The sequence below is a fragment of the Erythrobacter sp. NE805 genome (assembly GCF_046452355.1).
In the GTDB taxonomy this organism is placed as follows: domain Bacteria; phylum Pseudomonadota; class Alphaproteobacteria; order Sphingomonadales; family Sphingomonadaceae; genus Erythrobacter.
Genome location: NZ_JBKFDI010000001.1, coordinates 1,115,211 through 1,131,421 on the forward strand (window position 1 = coordinate 1,115,211; position 16,211 = coordinate 1,131,421).

The 16,211-nt window shown below is 69.8% G+C and carries 15 protein-coding genes; 6 read left to right on the forward strand and 9 right to left on the reverse strand.

What is annotated here, in order from left to right; genetic code table 11:
- Window positions 1–4 precede the first annotated feature (4 nt).
- Both lptC and ACLBKU_RS05140 read left to right on the forward strand, forming a co-directional pair.
- The gene (lptC, locus tag ACLBKU_RS05135; RefSeq protein WP_410178459.1) at window positions 5–676 is read left to right on the forward strand and encodes an LPS export ABC transporter periplasmic protein LptC; all 672 of its coding nucleotides are present in this window, start codon (window positions 5–7) and stop codon (window positions 674–676) included.
- Window positions 673–1,251: an LptA/OstA family protein gene (locus ACLBKU_RS05140; RefSeq protein WP_410178460.1), complete on the forward strand. Its 579-nt coding sequence runs from the start codon at window positions 673–675 to the stop codon at window positions 1,249–1,251. The genes lptC and ACLBKU_RS05140 overlap by 4 nt, the downstream gene beginning before the upstream one ends.
- 35 nt (window positions 1,252–1,286) lie before the next feature.
- Here ACLBKU_RS05140 and ACLBKU_RS05145 read toward each other — a convergent pair whose 3' ends face one another.
- From ACLBKU_RS05145 to ACLBKU_RS05165, 5 genes are all read right to left on the reverse strand, one after another.
- On the reverse strand, window positions 1,287–2,690 hold the full coding sequence (locus ACLBKU_RS05145; RefSeq protein WP_410178461.1) for a sugar transferase: 1,404 nt from the start codon (window positions 2,688–2,690) through the stop codon (window positions 1,287–1,289).
- A 102-nt stretch (window positions 2,691–2,792) separates the two neighbouring features.
- Window positions 2,793–3,860, reverse strand: coding sequence for a DNA polymerase III subunit delta (gene holA, locus ACLBKU_RS05150; RefSeq protein WP_410178462.1), 1,068 nt, complete (start codon window positions 3,858–3,860; stop codon window positions 2,793–2,795).
- Window positions 3,857–4,357 carry an LPS assembly lipoprotein LptE gene (gene lptE, locus ACLBKU_RS05155; protein ID WP_410178463.1) on the reverse strand — a complete coding sequence of 167 codons (501 nt, stop codon included), beginning with the start codon at window positions 4,355–4,357 and terminating at the stop codon, window positions 3,857–3,859. Before lptE ends, holA begins: the two co-directional genes overlap by 4 nt.
- The gene (gene leuS / locus ACLBKU_RS05160; protein WP_410178464.1) at window positions 4,357–6,879 is read right to left on the reverse strand and encodes a leucine--tRNA ligase; all 2,523 of its coding nucleotides are present in this window, start codon (window positions 6,877–6,879) and stop codon (window positions 4,357–4,359) included. Before leuS ends, lptE begins: the two co-directional genes overlap by 1 nt.
- A gap of 26 nt (window positions 6,880–6,905) precedes the next feature.
- Window positions 6,906–7,361 (reverse strand): DUF3576 domain-containing protein, encoded by a 456-nt coding sequence (locus ACLBKU_RS05165; RefSeq protein WP_410178465.1) that lies wholly within the window; start codon window positions 7,359–7,361, stop codon window positions 6,906–6,908.
- Window positions 7,362–7,694: 333 nt separating this feature from the next.
- Between ACLBKU_RS05165 and ACLBKU_RS05170 the strand changes: the two genes are divergently transcribed.
- Window positions 7,695–8,456: a hypothetical protein gene (locus ACLBKU_RS05170; RefSeq protein WP_410178466.1), complete on the forward strand. Its 762-nt coding sequence runs from the start codon at window positions 7,695–7,697 to the stop codon at window positions 8,454–8,456.
- A 230-nt stretch (window positions 8,457–8,686) separates the two neighbouring features.
- Entirely contained in the window at window positions 8,687–9,409 is a 723-nt protein-coding gene (gene phbB, locus ACLBKU_RS05175) for an acetoacetyl-CoA reductase (protein ID WP_410178467.1), read from the forward strand.
- Between the two features lie 220 nt (window positions 9,410–9,629).
- On the opposite strand, the gene ACLBKU_RS05180 is transcribed toward phbB, so the two are convergent.
- Window positions 9,630–9,764 (reverse strand): hypothetical protein, encoded by a 135-nt coding sequence (locus tag ACLBKU_RS05180; protein WP_410178468.1) that lies wholly within the window; start codon window positions 9,762–9,764, stop codon window positions 9,630–9,632.
- A 138-nt stretch (window positions 9,765–9,902) separates the two neighbouring features.
- Between ACLBKU_RS05180 and ACLBKU_RS05185 the strand changes: the two genes are divergently transcribed.
- A complete protein-coding gene (locus ACLBKU_RS05185; RefSeq protein ID WP_410178469.1) occupies window positions 9,903–10,493 on the forward strand; it encodes an NADPH-dependent FMN reductase in 591 nt (196 codons plus the stop codon).
- Here ACLBKU_RS05185 and ACLBKU_RS05190 read toward each other — a convergent pair.
- Window positions 10,487–11,806 (reverse strand): MFS transporter, encoded by a 1,320-nt coding sequence (locus ACLBKU_RS05190; protein ID WP_410178470.1) that lies wholly within the window; start codon window positions 11,804–11,806, stop codon window positions 10,487–10,489. The two genes, ACLBKU_RS05185 and ACLBKU_RS05190, sit on opposite strands and share 7 nt — an antisense overlap.
- 143 nt (window positions 11,807–11,949) lie before the next feature.
- Between ACLBKU_RS05190 and ACLBKU_RS05195 the strand changes: the two genes are divergently transcribed.
- Window positions 11,950–12,483 carry a hypothetical protein gene (locus ACLBKU_RS05195; RefSeq protein ID WP_410178471.1) on the forward strand — a complete coding sequence of 178 codons (534 nt, stop codon included), beginning with the start codon at window positions 11,950–11,952 and terminating at the stop codon, window positions 12,481–12,483.
- 26 nt (window positions 12,484–12,509) lie between these two features.
- Here ACLBKU_RS05195 and ACLBKU_RS05200 read toward each other — a convergent pair whose 3' ends face one another.
- Both ACLBKU_RS05200 and ggt read right to left on the reverse strand, forming a co-directional pair.
- Window positions 12,510–14,333 carry an AMP-dependent synthetase/ligase gene (locus tag ACLBKU_RS05200; RefSeq protein WP_410178996.1) on the reverse strand — a complete coding sequence of 608 codons (1,824 nt, stop codon included), beginning with the start codon at window positions 14,331–14,333 and terminating at the stop codon, window positions 12,510–12,512.
- Between the two features lie 154 nt (window positions 14,334–14,487).
- Window positions 14,488–16,206 carry a gamma-glutamyltransferase gene (gene ggt, locus ACLBKU_RS05205; RefSeq protein WP_410178472.1) on the reverse strand — a complete coding sequence of 573 codons (1,719 nt, stop codon included), beginning with the start codon at window positions 16,204–16,206 and terminating at the stop codon, window positions 14,488–14,490.
- Window positions 16,207–16,211: the final 5 nt, after the last annotated feature.

Here is a 16,211-nt window from a genome sequence, read left to right on the forward strand (position 1 = left end):
CAGCATGATCGCCCCCGAGCAGAGCATCGAGACGAACGAGGCGCGGCTCCTGCGCAGCCGGCGGCAGCGCTTCGCCGCGCCGGGCGGCTCGCACGACCGGCTGGTGCGCTTCCTCGCCCGCGGCTTGCCGATGGCGGTGGGGGTGGTCGCGGCGCTGATGATCATCACCCCGTTCAGCCAGCGCAGCGAGGTCAGCTTCCTGCTCGACCGCAACAAGGTCGCGCAAATCGACGAGCGCCTGTCGGTCGACAAGGCGATGTACCGCGGCCGCGACAACCAGGGCCGCCCCTTCTCGCTGCTGGCGGGCGAGGCGGTGCAGCGCTCGGGGCTCGAGGGGCTGGTGCGGATGCGCGACCTCGTGGCGCAGATCCTCCTCGCCGACGGCCCGGCCCGGCTCAGCGCCGAGGGCGGGACCTACGACATCCGCGCCGAGACGATGGCGGTCGAAGGCCCGGTGCGGCTCACCGCCTCGGACGGCTACGCGATGACCGCGAGCGGGGTGTCGGTCGACCTCAAGTCCAAGACGATGGCGGGCGACCGCGGCGTCTCGGGCGAGGTCCCCGCGGGCACCTTCTCCGCCGACAGCTTGCGCGCCGACCTCGCCGCGCGCACCATCACGCTCGAGGGCAATGCCCGCTTCACGATGATCCCCGGCCAGCTGAGGATGCCGCGATGACCCAGACCCGCACGCCTTTCGTCCGCCTCGCCCTCGTCTGGGGGATCGGCGGCTTCGCGCTCACCGCCGCGCTCGCGGGGGGCATGAACCTCGCCGCGCAAGGCATCGCCAAGCACGATTCGCGCGCGCCGGTGACCTACGACGCGGGCAAGTTCGTGTTCGACGACAAGGCCAATCAGGGCATCGCGAGCGGCGGGGTGGTGGTGGTGCAGGACGGCCTCCGGGTCCAGTCCGACCGGATGCTCGTCAACTTCACCGATGCGGGCCAGCTCGAGATCCAGCGCATCACCGCGACCGGCGGCGTCGTCGTCACCCGCGGCGACGAGCGGGCGAGCGGCAACAACGCGATCTACGACTTCAACCGCCGGATCATCACCATGGCGGGCGACGTGCGCCTGCGTCGCGGCACCGACACGCTGAGCGGCGGGCGGCTGGTGATCGACCTCGAAAGCGGGGTCTCGACGGTCGACGGCGCCGCGGCGGGCGGAAGTCCGGCCGCCCCGGGAGCGCCCGCGGGCCGCGGCCGGGTGACCGGCAGCTTCACCGTCCCGCAGGGAGAGAGCAAGACCAACTGAGTGGCGGCGGCGGCGGCCGCGGCCGCGGCGCCGACCTAATAGGCGTTCTCGTGGGTCAGCACCCGGGCGGTGCGCAGCACGATCATGATGTCGCGGCGCAACGACCAGTTGGCGATGTATTCGAGATCGGACTGGAGGCGGTCGGTGAGGTCCTTCTCGACCTCGGTCGCACCGCGGTGGCCGCGCACCTGCGCAAGCCCGGTGAGGCCGGGCTTGAGGCAATGGCGCTGCCAGTACTTGCGGTCGATGTCCCAGAAATACTTGTTGTTCGCGCGCGAGCCGAGCGCGTGCGGGCGCGGGCCGACGATCGACATGTCGCCCTTGATGACGTTGAGCAGCTGCGGCAGCTCGTCGATCGAGGTGCGGCGGATGAAGGCCCCGATGCGGGTGATGCGGTCATCGTCGCGCGAGGCCGAGCGGTTGCCGTCGTGGTCGAGCTTCTCCTCGCGCATCGAGCGGAACTTGAACATGTCGAAGAACTGGTTGCCGCGCCCGAGCCGGCGCTGGACGAACAGCACCGGGCCGCGGTCTTCGAGCTTGATCAGCACCGCGACCACGATCAGCAGCGGCGAGAGCAGGGTCAGCGCGCTCCCGGCGACGACGAGATCGAAGAGCCGCTTGAGGACGCGCGCGCGGAAGCCCAGCGGGCCGGTCGAGACCACCAGCGTGGTGCGGTCGAGCGCGTCGTAGCGGTGCACCCCGACCGCGCCGAGCTCGTGCGCGGGCTCGCTGACGATCTCGCCATAGACCCCGGCAGACTTGAGCAGGAAGGCCCAGTCGCCGCGCCGCTCGCGCGGGCAGCTCACCACGACCTGGTCCTGGTTGCGCAGGAGCTTGCCGAGTCGGTCGAGCATGAAGGGATCGTGGCTCGAGGGGTTGAGGCCGAAATCGGCCGCGGCGATGCGGTTTGCGCCGTCGAAGGGAAAGCCCGAGCCGCCGTCTTCGATCACCAGCCGGTTCGCCACCCGGCCGCCCCAGCGCGCGGCGATCACCATCGCCACCACCCGGCGCAGCGACACCAGCGCGACCGCGGCGAACAGCAGCCCGAGCGTCACGGTGACGCGCGAGAACTCGTCGTTGGACTTGGCGTAGAAGGCGATGAAGTTCCCGAGCGCCGCCGAGATCGTCAGCGCCGTCAGCGACTTGCGGATCGCGAACAGCCAGTCGCCGAGCGCGCTCGAGCTGTAGGTGCCGTTGTAGAGCGCGATCGTGAAATAGACCGGCAGCATCGCCTGCGCGGCGAGCATGGCGCGCGCCTCGCCCCACTCGCCCAGCCACAGCTCGCCGGCGAGCGCGAAGCTCAGGATGAACAGCGCGCCGTCGGTCAGCATCAGCAGCGCGTAGGCGCGCAGCCGACGACGTTCGAGCGAGGGCGCGAGCCGGCCTTCAACCGACTCGTGCCGCACGGCATCGAGCATGTCATACGTTGCGCGATTCATGTGCCACCTTCCCCCAAAGGTGCAACCCCACCTTTGCTGTAGCACCTTGTGTGCCACAGAAAAGGAGCTTTTTGTGCGACTGCGAGAACGTCCCGTCGTGGATCAGCCCCGTTTCGCGGCGAATCGTCCGATTTCGGCGCATTCGCGGGCGAGCAGCAGCTCGGCGGACTGGCTGTTGGCAAGCAGGTTGCGGTGCAGCGCGGTCAGCCGCGGGACGAGCCGGTCGAGTCGCGACTCGCGCGCGCCCCGCGCGGCGGGAAGGGTCCAGCGCTTGTACTGGTGGATGATGTCGCGCTTTTCCTTGAAGAAGATCCCGAGCCGCATCTCCGCGCCCTTGTCGATCTGCTCGATCGAGCCGCGCGGGCCGAGGAAGGCGGCGATCTGGGCGAGCTGCGCCGCGCGCCGCTCGAGCGCCAGCGCCACGCCGACCGGGTTGAGCCCGAGCTCGCGCATCCGCCGGATCTCGCCCGCGAGCTTGCCGAGCTCGCCGCCGAGCACCGCGTTGACGAGCGGGGCGAAGCCGTCCTCCTCGGTCGCGGCGCCGATCGCGGCGTGGTCCTCGGCGGTCGCGGGGCGCGGCGCCTGCGGGTCGGCGCCGACGTAGAGCGCGAGCTTGTCGATCTCGGACTGGGCGAGGCGCACGTCGAGCCCGGCGGCGCGCGCGATCCGCTCGGCAAGGTCGCCGCCGAGCCTCAGGCCCGCCGCATCGGCCATCGCCCGCACCGCCTGGGCGACGTCGCGCAGCTCGGGCTGGTGGAACATCGCGACGAGCGCGTCCTTGCGCTTTTCGAGCAGCTTGGCAGTGCGCGACTTGTCGGTGGCGCTGGTCGCGACGACGAACACCGGCGCCGCCTCGCCCGCGCCGGCCTCGGCGGTCTCGATCAGGAATTGCAGCGCGTCGTGCGCCTCGTCGCCGCTGGCGCGGACCCAGATGTGGCGCTTGTCGCCGAACAGCGAGGAGGAGCGCGCCTCGTCGCCGAGCAGGGCCGGATCGCGCCTGAGGTCGGCGCCCGCCAGCTCGACGCGCTCACCCGCGTCGGGGAGCGCGGCGGCGAGGCGGGCGGCGGCGGCGCTCGCACCGGCCTCGTCGGGTCCGCAGAAGAAGAAGATCCGCGCGGCCAGCGCACCTGCCGGAAAGCCGCGGAGGAAGTCGCTGTGCTTGGCCTTCACGGCTGCGCGGAGGCTTGTGCCCGGAGCGTCAGCGCGACCTGCGTCGCCATGCGGTCGGCGACGTCGAGCGCGAGGTTCTCGAGCGCCTTCTGCTCGGCGGCAATGGTCGCGTATTCGCTGGAGACGACGTCGATCCCCGCGTCCGAGCCCGCGGTCGCGTCGAGCAGCACCGCGCCGGTGGCGATGTCGATGAGCTGGTAGCGCGCGCGCAGGATGCGGCGCTCGCGGCTGATGGTGTCGTCGTTGAGGACGCCCAGGGCTTCGAGCGAATCGTCGAGCCGCACGTCGAGCCGGTAGCGCGGGGCGGCATCCCCCGCGACTCCGAGCCGCGCCTCGAGCGCGTTCTTGACCAGCCAGCCCCCGCGGCCCTGGATTGCCGGGACCTCGACCGCGGCGAGCCCCTGCGCGACCGCGGCCTGCGACCCGCCGGCATACATCGGCTGGAGACCGCACGAGGCAAGGGCCAGCGAGGCCGCGAGGGCGAGAAGGTTCCGCATCAGGTGACGATATTCACCAATCGGTCCGGCACGACAATGACCTTGCGGATCGCCGCACCACCCAACGACCGCTGGAGGTTGGCGGACGACAGGGCGAGCGCCTCGAGCGCCTCCTTCGAGGCCCCCTTGGGCGCGGTGAGCGTGTCGCGCAGCTTGCCCATGTGCTGGATCGCGATGGTGACCTCGTCGTCGACCAGCAGCGCGGGATCGACCTCGGGCCAGGGGGCGTCGGCGATGAGAGTGTCTTTGCCCATCGCTGCCCAGGCCTCTTCGGCCAAGTGCGGCATCATGGGAGCTGCCAGATGGACCAAGGCCCGGATGGCAGAGCTCCGGCTTGCCGAGGGCGCGGCCTTCTCGACCGCGCCGGTCAGCTCGTAGATGCGCGCGACGGCCTTGTTGAAGCCCAGCGCCTCGATGTCCGCGGCAACCGCGGCGATGGTCTGGTGGGTCTTGCGGTCGAGCGCCTTGTCCTCGCCCGTCGCCGACCCGTCGTAGGCGGAGAACAGCCGCCACAAGCGCTGCACGAAGCGCGCGCAGCCCTCGATCCCGGCGTCGGACCACGGCAGGTCGCGCTCGGGCGGCGAGTCGGACAGCATGAACCAGCGCACCGCGTCCGCGCCGTGGCGGGCGATGATCGCGTCGGGATCGACGACGTTTTTCTTCGACTTCGACATCTTGATGACGCGGCCGACCTCGACCGGGGCGCCATCCGCCAGCAGCGTTGCGCCCTCGGAGGTGCGGTCGACCTCCTCGGGGCCGAAGAATACCGGCACGCCGCGCGCGGGATCGATCCGACTGTAGGTCTCGTGCGTCACCATCCCTTGCGTGAACAGCGCAGCGAAGGGCTCCTGCACGCTGATCTTGCCGGTGTGGGCGAGCGCGCGGGTCCAGAACCGCGCATAGAGCAGGTGCAGGATCGCGTGCTCGATGCCGCCGATATAGTGCTGCACCGGCATCCACTTGGCGACCTCCTCCGGGTCGAAGGGCCGGTCGGCGGGCTGGCTGGCGAAGCGCAGGAAGTACCACGAGCTGTCGACGAAGGTGTCGAGCGTGTCGGTCTCGCGCCGCGCGGGTGCGCCGCACTGGGGGCAGTCGACGTGCCTCCAGGTCGGATGGCGTTCGAGCGGGTTGCCGGGGATGTCGAAGGTCACGTCCTCGGGCAGCACCACCGGGAGCTGGTCCTTGGGCACCGGCACCACGCCGCAGGCATCGCAGTGGATGAAGGGGATCGGCGTGCCCCAATAGCGCTGGCGGCTGACGCCCCAGTCGCGCAGGCGCCATACGGTGCGCCCCTCGCCCCAGCCTTCACCCTCGGCGCGGGCAATCACGGCGGCCTTGGCGGCCTCGACGCTCATGCCATCGAGGAAGTCGGAGTTCACGATCACCCCGTCCCCCGCCTCGGCCTCGCCCTTGAAGGGCGCGTCGGCCTGCGCGGGATCGCTGGCGACGACGCGCAGGATCGGGAGGTCGTACTTGGTCGCGAATTCGAAGTCGCGCTGGTCGTGGCCGGGGACGCCCATGACGGCGCCGGTGCCGTATTCCATCAGCACGAAGTTGGCGATGAACACCGGGAGCGCCGCGCCGGTGAAGGGGTGGCGCGCGGTGAGCGCTGTGCGGTAGCCGAGCTTCTCCGCGGTCTCGACCTCGGCCGCCTTGGTCCCGCCCCGCTTGCACTGCTCGATGAAGGCCGCGACCTCGGGGTCACCCGCCAGCGATTGGGTGATCGGGTGGTCGGCGGCGATCGCACAAAAACTCGCGCCGAAGATCGTGTCGGGCCGCGTGGTGTAGACCGGCAGCTTGCCGCCGTCGGAGAGGTCGAAGCTGAATTCCAGCCCTTGGCTCTTGCCGATCCAGTTTTCCTGCATCAGCCGGACCTTCTCGGGCCAGTCCTCGAGGCTGCCGAGCCCCTCCAGCAGATCGTCCGCGAAGTCGGTGATTTTGAGGAACCACTGGTTCAATTTGCGCTTCTCGACCTCCGCGCCCGAGCGCCAGCCCTTGCCGTCGATCACCTGCTCGTTGGCGAGCACGGTCATGTCGACCGGGTCCCAGTTGACGGTCGATTCCTTGCGATAGACCAGCCCCGCCTCGTAGAGGTCGAGGAACAGCGCCTGTTCGTGGCCGTAATATTCGGGATCGCAGGTGGCGAATTCGCGGGTCCAGTCGAGTGCGAAGCCGATGCGCTGCAATTGCGCCTTCATCTGCGCGATGTTCGCCCTCGTCCAGCCGCCGGGGTGGACGCCCTTCTCCATCGCCGCGTTCTCGGCCGGCATCCCGAAGGCGTCCCAGCCCATCGGGTGGAGCACCTCATGCCCACGCATCTTCTGGTAGCGCGCCAGCACATCGCCCATCGTGTAGTTGCGCACATGGCCCATGTGGATGCGCCCCGAGGGGTAGGGGAACATCTCGAGGATGTAGCTCTTGGGCTTCGCGCTGTCCGAATCCGCCGTGAAGGTGCCGGCTTCGGTCCATGCGCGCTGCCAGCGCCCGTCAGCGACGGACGGATCGAAACGGGTTTCAGTCATGAAAGCCTATCCGTGGAAGGGCGGAATTACGAGGCGAGCGCCTGGCGGCGCAGGTCGCGGGCCTTGGTGAGGATGATGTCCTCGAGCTTCTGCACGGTGGCCGCCTGCACCGGGGCCTCGACCCAGGCGCCGGCCTGATTGACCTGACGGCTCGCCGCGACCCTGAGCGCATCGGCGCGCAGGTCCTGGTCGAGGATCGTGATGGTGAGCTTCACCCGCTCGGTCGGATTCGCCGGATTGGCATACCAGTCGGTGACGATCACCCCGCCGTTGCTGTCGGTCTGGAGCAGCGGCGCGAAGCTCACCGTCTCGAGCGCGGCGCGCCACAGGTAGGAGTTGACGCCGATGGTGTTGATCTGCGCCGCCTGGAGATCGGTGGTCGGCCGCTCGCGCCCGCCGCAGGCCGAAAGCCCGCCCAGCGACGCGCCCAGCAGCGCAAGGGTCACGGTGCGGCGGAAAGTGGCGGAGTTGGCGCGTGTCACAGCCGGATCATCCTCGTTACGTGTTACGGGCCCGCTCTATAGTGGCAAGCCCCCCTGCGGCAAGCGTCAACCGCGCCGCGCGCCGAATGGCCGCGGCCCCGCCACCGAGAGGACCTGCGGTCTTTACGCAACCTGAATTGAAGTATTCCAAGGGATTCTGTGTGCAAGGTGCCACAGGTCGGCGGCGAATCCGCCCGCCCGGCGGCGAGGCCATTGCAACTGCGCAAGGCCTGCCTATTGGTTGCATGGGGATAAGCTGCGACTCATGCGCGGTTCATCCTTGATATGCTTGGGCAGATGCCCGGTATGGGAAGAAGTCGACAGGGATCGGTCATGACGGCGAAGCGCAACAGGTTGGCGAAGGGGCAGCGTCCGCTGTCGCTTGTCGTCCTGTGCGGCGCGCTCGCGCTGGCCGTGCCGAGCGCAGGCCTCGCGCTCGCCGGCGACGCCCTGCCCGCGCGCGCGGCCTCCTCGATCGACGCGCTCGGCTTCGGCAGGTTCACCCCGGCCTCGGTCGATCCTGCGCTCGCCGCGCGGGTCGCCGACAAGGCGCGGGCGCGCGGCATCCACTTCACCCCCGCGAGCGCGCCGCCGGTCACCGGCAAGCGCACGGTCACCGTCGCGATCCGCGTCGATCAGGACGCGGCCCAGATCGTCTCGGTGCGCAAGCTGCCCGAGACCATGCCGGGCCGCGGCGTCGGCCTCGCCGCGCTCGATGTCAGCAAGTTCCAGCTCGGCGCGGCGCGCGGCTACCAGAGCTTCGCGCGCAAGGTCGACCTGTCGGGCAGCGTGCGCAGCCTCTCGGCGCCGGACCTCGCGCAGTTCAAGACCTCGGCGCCCAAGAGCGTCGAGAAACCCTCGCGCCTCCAGCCGCGCATCGAGCTCGAGGATCGCGAGATCGCCGGGCGCTCGCCGAACACGCTCGATTCGGTCGGGCAGCAGACGGTCGGCGTGGGCGGCAGCTTCCGCCTTTCGCGCGACGTCAACGTGATGGCCGGGGTGCGCTACTCGCAGGAGCGCGAGCGGATCGATCCGCTGACCAATTCGGTCAAGGACAGCCAGGCGGTCTACGTGGGGACGCAAATCAAGTTCTGATTTGCACCCAAGCCCTTGTGTAGGCTTGTTTTTCCGGAAAATCAGGGTCGTTCGAGGGGCGGTTTGGCCCGCGCTCGCCCCTGTCCAGGCTGCGCCCAGCCCCCCCTCACACCCCCTCAACACCCCCTGCACACCCCCCCTTGCGGCATAGCTATTCGCAGCTTCCCCTTCCCCTACGTCACGGTTAGGTTGGCCGCAAAGCATGTCGCTGACACGAGGGGAGAATTGCCATGGGGAGGGTTGCCATCGTCACCGGGGGGACGCGCGGGATCGGGGAGGCGATCTGCAAGCGGCTCCAGCGCCAGGGCCACACGGTGATCGCCAACTACGCCGGCAACGAGGAAAAGGCCCGCGCCTTCACCGCCGAGACCGGGATCCCCGCCTACCGCTGGGACGTCGGCGACCACGAGGCGACCCTCGCCGGGGTGGCCGAGGTCGAGGCGGCGCACGGCCCGGTCGACATCGTCGTCAACAACGCCGGGGTGACCCGCGACGGCACGCTCCACAAGATGAGCTACGAGGACTGGAACGAGGTGCTGCGCATCAACCTCGGCGGGTGCTTCAACATGGCCAAGGCGACCTTCCCCGGGATGCGCGAAAGGGGGTGGGGGCGGATCGTCAACATCGGCTCGATCAACGGCCAGGCGGGGCAGTACGGGCAGGTCAACTACGCCGCGGCGAAGAGCGGAATTCACGGCTTTACCAAGGCCTTGGCGCAGGAGGGCGCGAAGTTCGGGGTGACGGTCAACGCGATCGCGCCGGGCTATATCGACACCGACATGGTCGCCGCCGTGCCGCCTGCGGTGCTCGAGAAGATCGTCGCCAAGATCCCGGTGGGGAGGCTCGGCATGGCCGAGGAGATCGCCCGCGGGGTGGCCTTCCTCACTTCGGAGAACGGCGGCTTCATGACCGGCTCGACCATGAGCATCAACGGCGGGCAGCATATGTATTGAGCGAGGGCAGGCGCGCAGCCCCGCTGCGCGCCGGCGCCGTAAGGCGGCCCGAGCGCCGGCCGGCGGGTCGGCGCAGCCGAACCCGTCCGACGTCACGCTCCCGGCCGCTTTGCCCCCGGCCCTTGCCCTGCTGTTTCAGCGCCGTGCGCCTCTGCCCCGCGATCGCCGCCCCCGCTGCGGCGCAGGGCTATGTGCTCGCGATGACCTGCGAGAGGAGCACTCAGGGCGACGAGGAGGGCTCCCGCAGCTCGGCCAGCGGACGGCAGGCGATCGCCGAGAAGGTCATCGCCGTCACGCCCGAGGGCACCGAGCTCTCGCGCTCCTTCTCGGTCAGGGCGTCGGTGCCGGTGGTCATGAGGCGGGAAACTAAGGGGCGGGTCGCCGAGCGGCCACCCCGAAATCCTCGGGGTCCCGCGCGGGCGGCACGGCTCGGCAAGAACGGACAAGTCGGGCGGGGCGAGGCCTGCTAGTGCGGCGGTCGAAGGAGATCGCCATGGCCGACCGCATCCTCGTGTTCTACGGGTCCTACCGCAGCGACCGGCAGGGCATCCGCCTCGCCGAATACTGCGAGCGCAAGCTGCGCGGGCGCGGTGCCGAGGTCGAGCTGATCGACGCACAGGCGCTCGGCCTGCCGATGCTCGACCGGATGTACAAGGAATATCCCAGCGGTGAGGCTCCGGAGGCGCTCGAGACGCTGGCCGGGAAGATTCGCAAGGCCGACGCCTTCCTGTTCGTCGTCGGCGAGTACAACTGGAGCGTGCAGCCGGGGCTCAAGAACCTCACCGACCACTTCCTCGAGGAGTGGTTCTGGCGGCCCGCGGGGATCGTCTCCTACTCCGCCGGGCGGCTCGGCGGGGTGCGCGCGGCCCTGGCGTGGCGCGACATCCTCGGCGAGATGGGGATGGTGGTGGTCTCGAGCACCATCGCGGTGGGGCCGATCAAGGACGCGCTCACCGGGGAGGGAGAGCCCGCCGGCAGCGGCGGGGAGGCGCTCGAGAAGCAGTTCCCGCGCTTCGCCGACGACCTCGCGTGGTGGACCGCCGCCGCCAGGGCCCAGCGCGAACGGGCCGCGCCGCCCTATTGAGCCGCAGCGAGCGCGGCGGCCTGCGCGCGCAGCTGCCCGCGCAGCACCCAGATCAGCACCGCACTCGTCGCCATCATCGCCCCGACCAGCGCGAGCCCGGCGGCGTAGCTGCCGGTCGCGTCGGTCGCCAGCCCCCAGGCGAAGGGCGTCACGAAAGCGCCGATCTGCGAGATGGTGTTGATCGCCGCCGCCCCCACCGCGATCTCGCGCTGCGGCAGCGCCTCGGTCCAGGCGGAGGCGACCAGCATCGAGACCGAGAAGACGAAGGTCAGCTCGACGAGGTAGGCGGCGATCACGAGGCCGGGGGCGGGGACGAGCATGATGGCGAACAGCGTCGCGGCGACGATCACGGCGCACAGCGCGGCGTAGAAAAAACGGTCCTTGCTACGATCCGCGCGGTTGCCGATCGCCAGCATCGCGGCTGTCCCGAGCACGCCGCCCACGGCGGTGAGGTAGCCGATCATCGCCATGTCGAGCCCGGTCGCCTTGGCCAGCACCAGCGGCGCCGAGAGGGTGAAGGCGATCCCCGATCCGATGCAGGTGAAGCCGATCACGCCGAACACCAGCACCCGCGGATTGGCGAGCACGGCGAAGATGTTGTGGCTCGCGGGCTTGCCGATCAGACGCTGCTCGCGGGCGAGTTCCTCGGCGATCCACGCCTTCTCTTCGGGCGCGAGCCAGTCCACGGCCTCGGGGCGGTCAGGGAGGAGGGCGAGCACCGCCAGCCCGACGAACACCGTCGGCAGGCCTTGCGCGAGGAACAGCCACTGCCAGCCGTGCATCCCGGCAGTCCCGTCGAGCGACAGCAGCCACCCCGACATCGCGCCCATCACCATCGAGGCGAGCGGCCCGGCAATGTAGAAGCGGCTGACCGCGCGGCTGCGGTGGCAGGGCGGGATCCACAGCGACAGGTAGGTGATCACGCCGGGGAAGAACCCGGCCTCGGCGACCCCGAGGAGGAAGCGCAGCACGTAGAACTGCATCGGGGTCTCGACGAACATCATCCCCGCCGACAGCAGCCCCCAGGTGACCATGATCCGCGCGATCCACGGCCGCGCGCCGAAGCGCACCAGCATGAGGTTCGAGGGGATCTCGAACAGCGCGTAGCCGAGGAAGAACAGCCCGCTGCCGAGCCCGTAGACCGTGGCGCTGAACCTGAGGTCGGCGTTCATCTCGGCCGCCGCGAAGCTGACGTTGACCCGGTCCATGTAGGCGAAGAGGTAGGCGACGAGGATCAGCGGGATAATCCGCCAGAACGCCTTGCGCATCGCCGATGCGCCGATCACCGCCTGCCCGTCGTCTCCTGTCGCCATTGCCGTGCCCCCCGGCGAGGGCTTTGCCCCCTCTGCGTGGAGTGTATTCCGCGAGTGCAGCTGGCGTCAAACGGTGACTTCGAACGGGTGGAAATTCACCAAGTTACGGAGGCTTAAGCGGTTGTCTCTTATGCGTTACCACCATGACGGCGCACTTCGATCCCAACAGGGTCAGCTTTTTCAGGCTAGACGAGTGGTCCGTCGCGGTCTGCGCGTGGCGAGGATGCTGCATCGAAGTTTTTTCACGCGCCGAGCATTCAGTGGCAGATTGCCTGCGTCATTTGGCCTCAGCGGGAGTGCCCTTGGGGAAGGACGCACTCAACCCGTTTGGCGGCAATCGGCTCAAAGCCCTGCGGGCCTGTATCGAACAACAGGACTTCGGCGTCCATGGCAGGGCGGCGTTAAGGCGGATGAAAGAGTGGGAGCGCGTCGACGAGCTTCGCGCGCATCTGGCGCATGGCGAAGTCAAGGCGACGGCAGACGGCATCAGTGTCCGTCACATCGCCTTCGACGGCAAAACTGAGACACGCCACCCGCAGAAGACCTACACGCGGCTCGCCATGCTCCACGTCCTCGCCGATATCGAGGCGGCGCAGAAATCGCTCCACCACCAACTCGGCCAGATCAAGACGCTCGCCCTGAAAAAGGCATCGAACTCCGGATCAAATCCCGGGTGACGACGTAGCCGGATGAGGCTTCTGCCTCACCCCCGGTAGAGCCCGTCGATCCGCTGCTGGTAACGCTCGCGGATCTTGTGGCGGCGGATCTTCATCGAGGGGGTCATTTCCTCGTTCTCGATGGAGAAGGCCTCGTCGGCGAAGGCGAACTGGCGGACCTTCTCGATCACCGAGAGATCGGTGTTGGTCCGGTCGACCGCCGCGCGTACCGCGTTCTTGAAAGCGGGGAGCTCCTGCAAGGCCTTCAGGTCGAACTTCTCGCCGTTGGCGCGCGCCCACTCGAGCGCCCACTCGGCGTCGGGGACGATCAGGCCGACGACATAGGGCCGCTTGTCGCCGCTCACCATCGCCTGCGCGATCTCGGGCTGGAGCGTCAGCATCCCCTCGACCTTCTGGGGAGCGATGTTGTCGCCCTTGTCGTTGACGATCATGTCCTTCTTGCGGTCGGTGATGACGATCCGCCCGCGCGCGTCGAGGTGCCCGATGTCGCCGGTGTGGAGCCACGGCAGGCCCGCCGGGTCCGCGGGATCGGCGCGCAGCGTGCGCGCGGTCTCGGCCTCGTTGCGCCAGTAGCCGTGCATCACGAGCTCGCCGCGCACGAGGATCTCGCCGTCCTCGGCGATCCTGACCTCGACCCCGCGCAAGGGCGGGCCGACGGTGTCCATCTTGAGGCCCACCTTGGGCCGGTTGCAGCTGATCACCGGCCCGGCCTCGGTCTGGCCGTAGCCCTGGAGCATGGTGAGGCCCATCGCGTCGAAGAAGTTGCCGACCTCGGGGTTGAGCGGTGCGCCGCCCGAGACCATCGCCTTGATCCGCCCGCCGAACCGGGCGCGGATCTTGGGCCGGAGCGTGCGCTCGACGAGGTAGTCGAGCGGCCGGTCGCGCAGGCGCTTCTTGCCCTCCTTGGAGTGCTCCGCGATCCTCAGCGCGGCATCCATCATGAAGCCCGCGACCTTCCCCTGCTTCTCGACCTGCTTCATGATTCGGGTGCGCAGGACCTCGAACAGGCGCGGGACCACGACCATGATCGTGGGGCGGGTCTCCTCGATGTTGCTGGCAAGCTTCTCGAGGCCTTCGGAATAGAAGATCTCCGCGCCGACGCCGATCGGAAGATACTGCCCCCCGGTGTGCTCGTAGGCGTGGGAGAGCGGCAGGAAGGAGAGGAACCGCTCGTCGGTGATGCCGAAATCGTTGACCAGCACCTCGGCTGCGCCCGCGACGTTGCAGAGGATCGCGCCGTGGTGCTGCATCACCCCGCGCGGGGCGCCGCCGGTGCCGCTGGTGTAGATGAGGCAGGCGGTCTCGGAGCGCTCGATCCTGGCAATCCGCTCGTCCACCGCCGCGCGCGCCGCCGCAGCGTCGCCGGTGATGAGGCTCTCCCACCCGTGATACTGGAAGCTGCCGGTCTGGCGGGGCTTGAGCGCGTCGATTCCGACGACGTGCTCGACGAGACCCGTCTCGCCGATCGCGCCGACCAGCGGGGCGAGCAGCTTCTCGTTCGAGACGAACACCGCGCGCGCGCCCGAATTGTCGAGAATGTGCGCGTGATCGCGGCGGGTGTTGGTGGTGTAGGTGGGCACGGTGATGCACCCGGCGGCCATGATCGCGAGATCGGCGATGCACCACTCGGGGCGGTTCTCGGAAACCAGCGCGACCCGGTCGCCGTCCTCGAGCCCGAGGCGGCGCAGGCTCTCGGCCAGCAGGCACACCTGCTCGGCGGCGGAGCGCCACGACTGCGTCACCCACTGCCCGCCGGTCTTGTGGCCAAGGAACGGCGCATCCCCCTTCTCGTCGGCGCGCTTCAGGAACAGCGCGACGAGGTTCTGCGCCGTGTCGATGTCCTGCAACACGCGCGGGTCAGCGGGGTTCGCGACCGCGCGGGCGGAATGGGGCAGCGTGGGGGAATGCACTGGCAAAGGCTCCTGTCCCTTCGATTGTCCTCGGGGTTCAGGCTCGACCCCGTTGGCGCCCTGATTAGCCAGCCCAAGCCGTAGCGGCAAGCCGTCAGGGGGTGACCGCGCCCGCGTTGCGCGGCTCGGTCGCGACCTCCCAGCTGCCGTCGGCGCGGCGGCCGAGCGCGTTGGCCTTGATCGGCGCCGCGCCCTTGCGGATCAAAGCGTGGCCGAGCGCGGAAAGCTGCGCCTCCATCCCGGCGAGCGGGGTGCCGTCCTCGATCAGCACCATGTCGCCCATCGCCATCGCGAAGGGCAGGGCGAGCGCGTCCTGCGCGCCGAGCTTGAAGTCGAGCACGCCGATGATCGCGCGCGCGACCGTCACCGGGATGGTCGGGCCGCCGGCGGCGCCGATCACCAGCACCGGCGTGCCGCGCGCGTCGAAGACGATGGTCGGCGCCATCGAGGAGCGCGGGCGCTTGCCCCCCTCGACCCGGTTGGCGACGGGCTTGCCGTCCGCTTCGGGGGTGAGGGTGAAGTCGGTGAGCTCGTTGTTGAGGTAGAAGCCCTTGAAGTGCAGGCCCGATCCGAAGGCGCCCTCGATCGTCGAGGTGTAGCTGACGGCGGTGCCCTCGCGGTCGACCACCGCGAAGTGGGTGGTGCCGTTCTCGGGTTCCTCCGGCCCGTCGCCGCGCGCCAGCGGCGCACCCGGGGGCGTGCCGGCCTCGGCCTTGGCGAGCGTCGCGTCGGGCGAGATCAGCGCGGAACGCCGCGCGAGGTAGGCCGGATCGACCAGCCCCGCGACTGGCACCGCGACGAAATCGGCATCGCCCGCGTAAAGCTCGCGGTCGGCATAGGCGAGGCGCTGGCTCTCGATGAAGAGGTGCCAGAAGGTGGGGCTGTCCGGGCCCAGCGCGGCGAGGTCGAAGCGCTCGAGCTGGCCGAGGATCTGCGCGACCGCGATCCCGCCCGAGGACGGCGGGCCCATGCCGCACACGCGGTACACCCGATAGCGCGTGCAGACCGGCGCGCGCTCCTTCGCCTGGTAGCCCGCGACATCGGCGGCGGTCATGCGCCCGTCCTGCGGGGTGGCGGCGGCAACATGGGCGGCGAGCGCGGCGGCGGGCTCTGCGCCGTAGAAGGCCGCGGGCCCCTCGGCCGCCAGCGCGCGGAACGTCGCGGCGAGCTCGGGCACCTTGACGGTTGCCCCGACGGGGAGCGGGTTGCCGTCCGGCCCGAAGAACACCGCCCGCGCGCTCTCCGCCTTGTCGGCGCGGCCCTTGTTGCCCGCGAGCGATTCGTAAAGGCGGCGGTTCATCGTGAAGCCGTCCTCGGCGAGCGCGATGGCGGGCGCGAACAGCTTCGCCCAGGGCAGCCTGCCGTGCGCCGCATGGGCCCTGGCGGCGAGCGCGATGTTGCCCGGGACGCCGACGCTCAGCCCGGAGAAGACCCGCTGGTCACGGCCCAGCACCTTGCCCTCGGAATCGAGGAAGCGCGTGGGGGTCGCGGCGGCCGGCGCGATCTCGCGCCCGTCATAGGTGGCGAGCGCTTGCGTCTTCCCATCGGCGCGGACCATGAAGCCGCCGCCGCCGATACCCGAGCTCTGCGGCTCGACCACGTTCAACGCGAGCATCACTGCGATCGCCGCGTCGACCGCCGAGCCGCCCTCGGCCAGAATCGCCTCGCCCGCCGCAGTGGCGCGCGGATCGGCGCTGCTGACCGCGCCCGCCGGGGCCCGGGTTGCGGCAGCCTCGACGGTCGGCGTCTGGGTCGCGGCGCAGCCCGAAAGGGCGAGCGCGAGCGGGGCGAGCAGGGCGGGGAACAGGCGCATGGCCG

Excerpts from the sequence above, each read along its gene's own strand:
- lptC (WP_410178459.1), top strand. The coding sequence starts at position 5 with ATGATCGCCCCCGAGCAGAGCATCGAGACGAACGAGGCGCGGCTCCTG.
- ggt (WP_410178472.1), bottom strand. The coding sequence starts at position 16,206 with ATGCGCCTGTTCCCCGCCCTGCTCGCCCCGCTCGCGCTCGCCCTTTCG.
- ACLBKU_RS05170 (WP_410178466.1), top strand. The coding sequence starts at position 7,695 with ATGACGGCGAAGCGCAACAGGTTGGCGAAGGGGCAGCGTCCGCTGTCG.
- ACLBKU_RS05145 (WP_410178461.1), bottom strand. The coding sequence starts at position 2,690 with ATGAATCGCGCAACGTATGACATGCTCGATGCCGTGCGGCACGAGTCG.
- ACLBKU_RS05190 (WP_410178470.1), bottom strand. The coding sequence starts at position 11,806 with ATGGCGACAGGAGACGACGGGCAGGCGGTGATCGGCGCATCGGCGATG.
- ACLBKU_RS05185 (WP_410178469.1), top strand. The coding sequence starts at position 9,903 with ATGGCCGACCGCATCCTCGTGTTCTACGGGTCCTACCGCAGCGACCGG.
- ACLBKU_RS05140 (WP_410178460.1), top strand. The coding sequence starts at position 673 with ATGACCCAGACCCGCACGCCTTTCGTCCGCCTCGCCCTCGTCTGGGGG.
- ACLBKU_RS05180 (WP_410178468.1), bottom strand. The coding sequence starts at position 9,764 with ATGACCACCGGCACCGACGCCCTGACCGAGAAGGAGCGCGAGAGCTCG.
- ACLBKU_RS05195 (WP_410178471.1), top strand. The coding sequence starts at position 11,950 with ATGACGGCGCACTTCGATCCCAACAGGGTCAGCTTTTTCAGGCTAGAC.
- lptE (WP_410178463.1), bottom strand. The coding sequence starts at position 4,357 with ATGCGGAACCTTCTCGCCCTCGCGGCCTCGCTGGCCCTTGCCTCGTGC.
- leuS (WP_410178464.1), bottom strand. The coding sequence starts at position 6,879 with ATGACTGAAACCCGTTTCGATCCGTCCGTCGCTGACGGGCGCTGGCAG.
- phbB (WP_410178467.1), top strand. The coding sequence starts at position 8,687 with ATGGGGAGGGTTGCCATCGTCACCGGGGGGACGCGCGGGATCGGGGAG.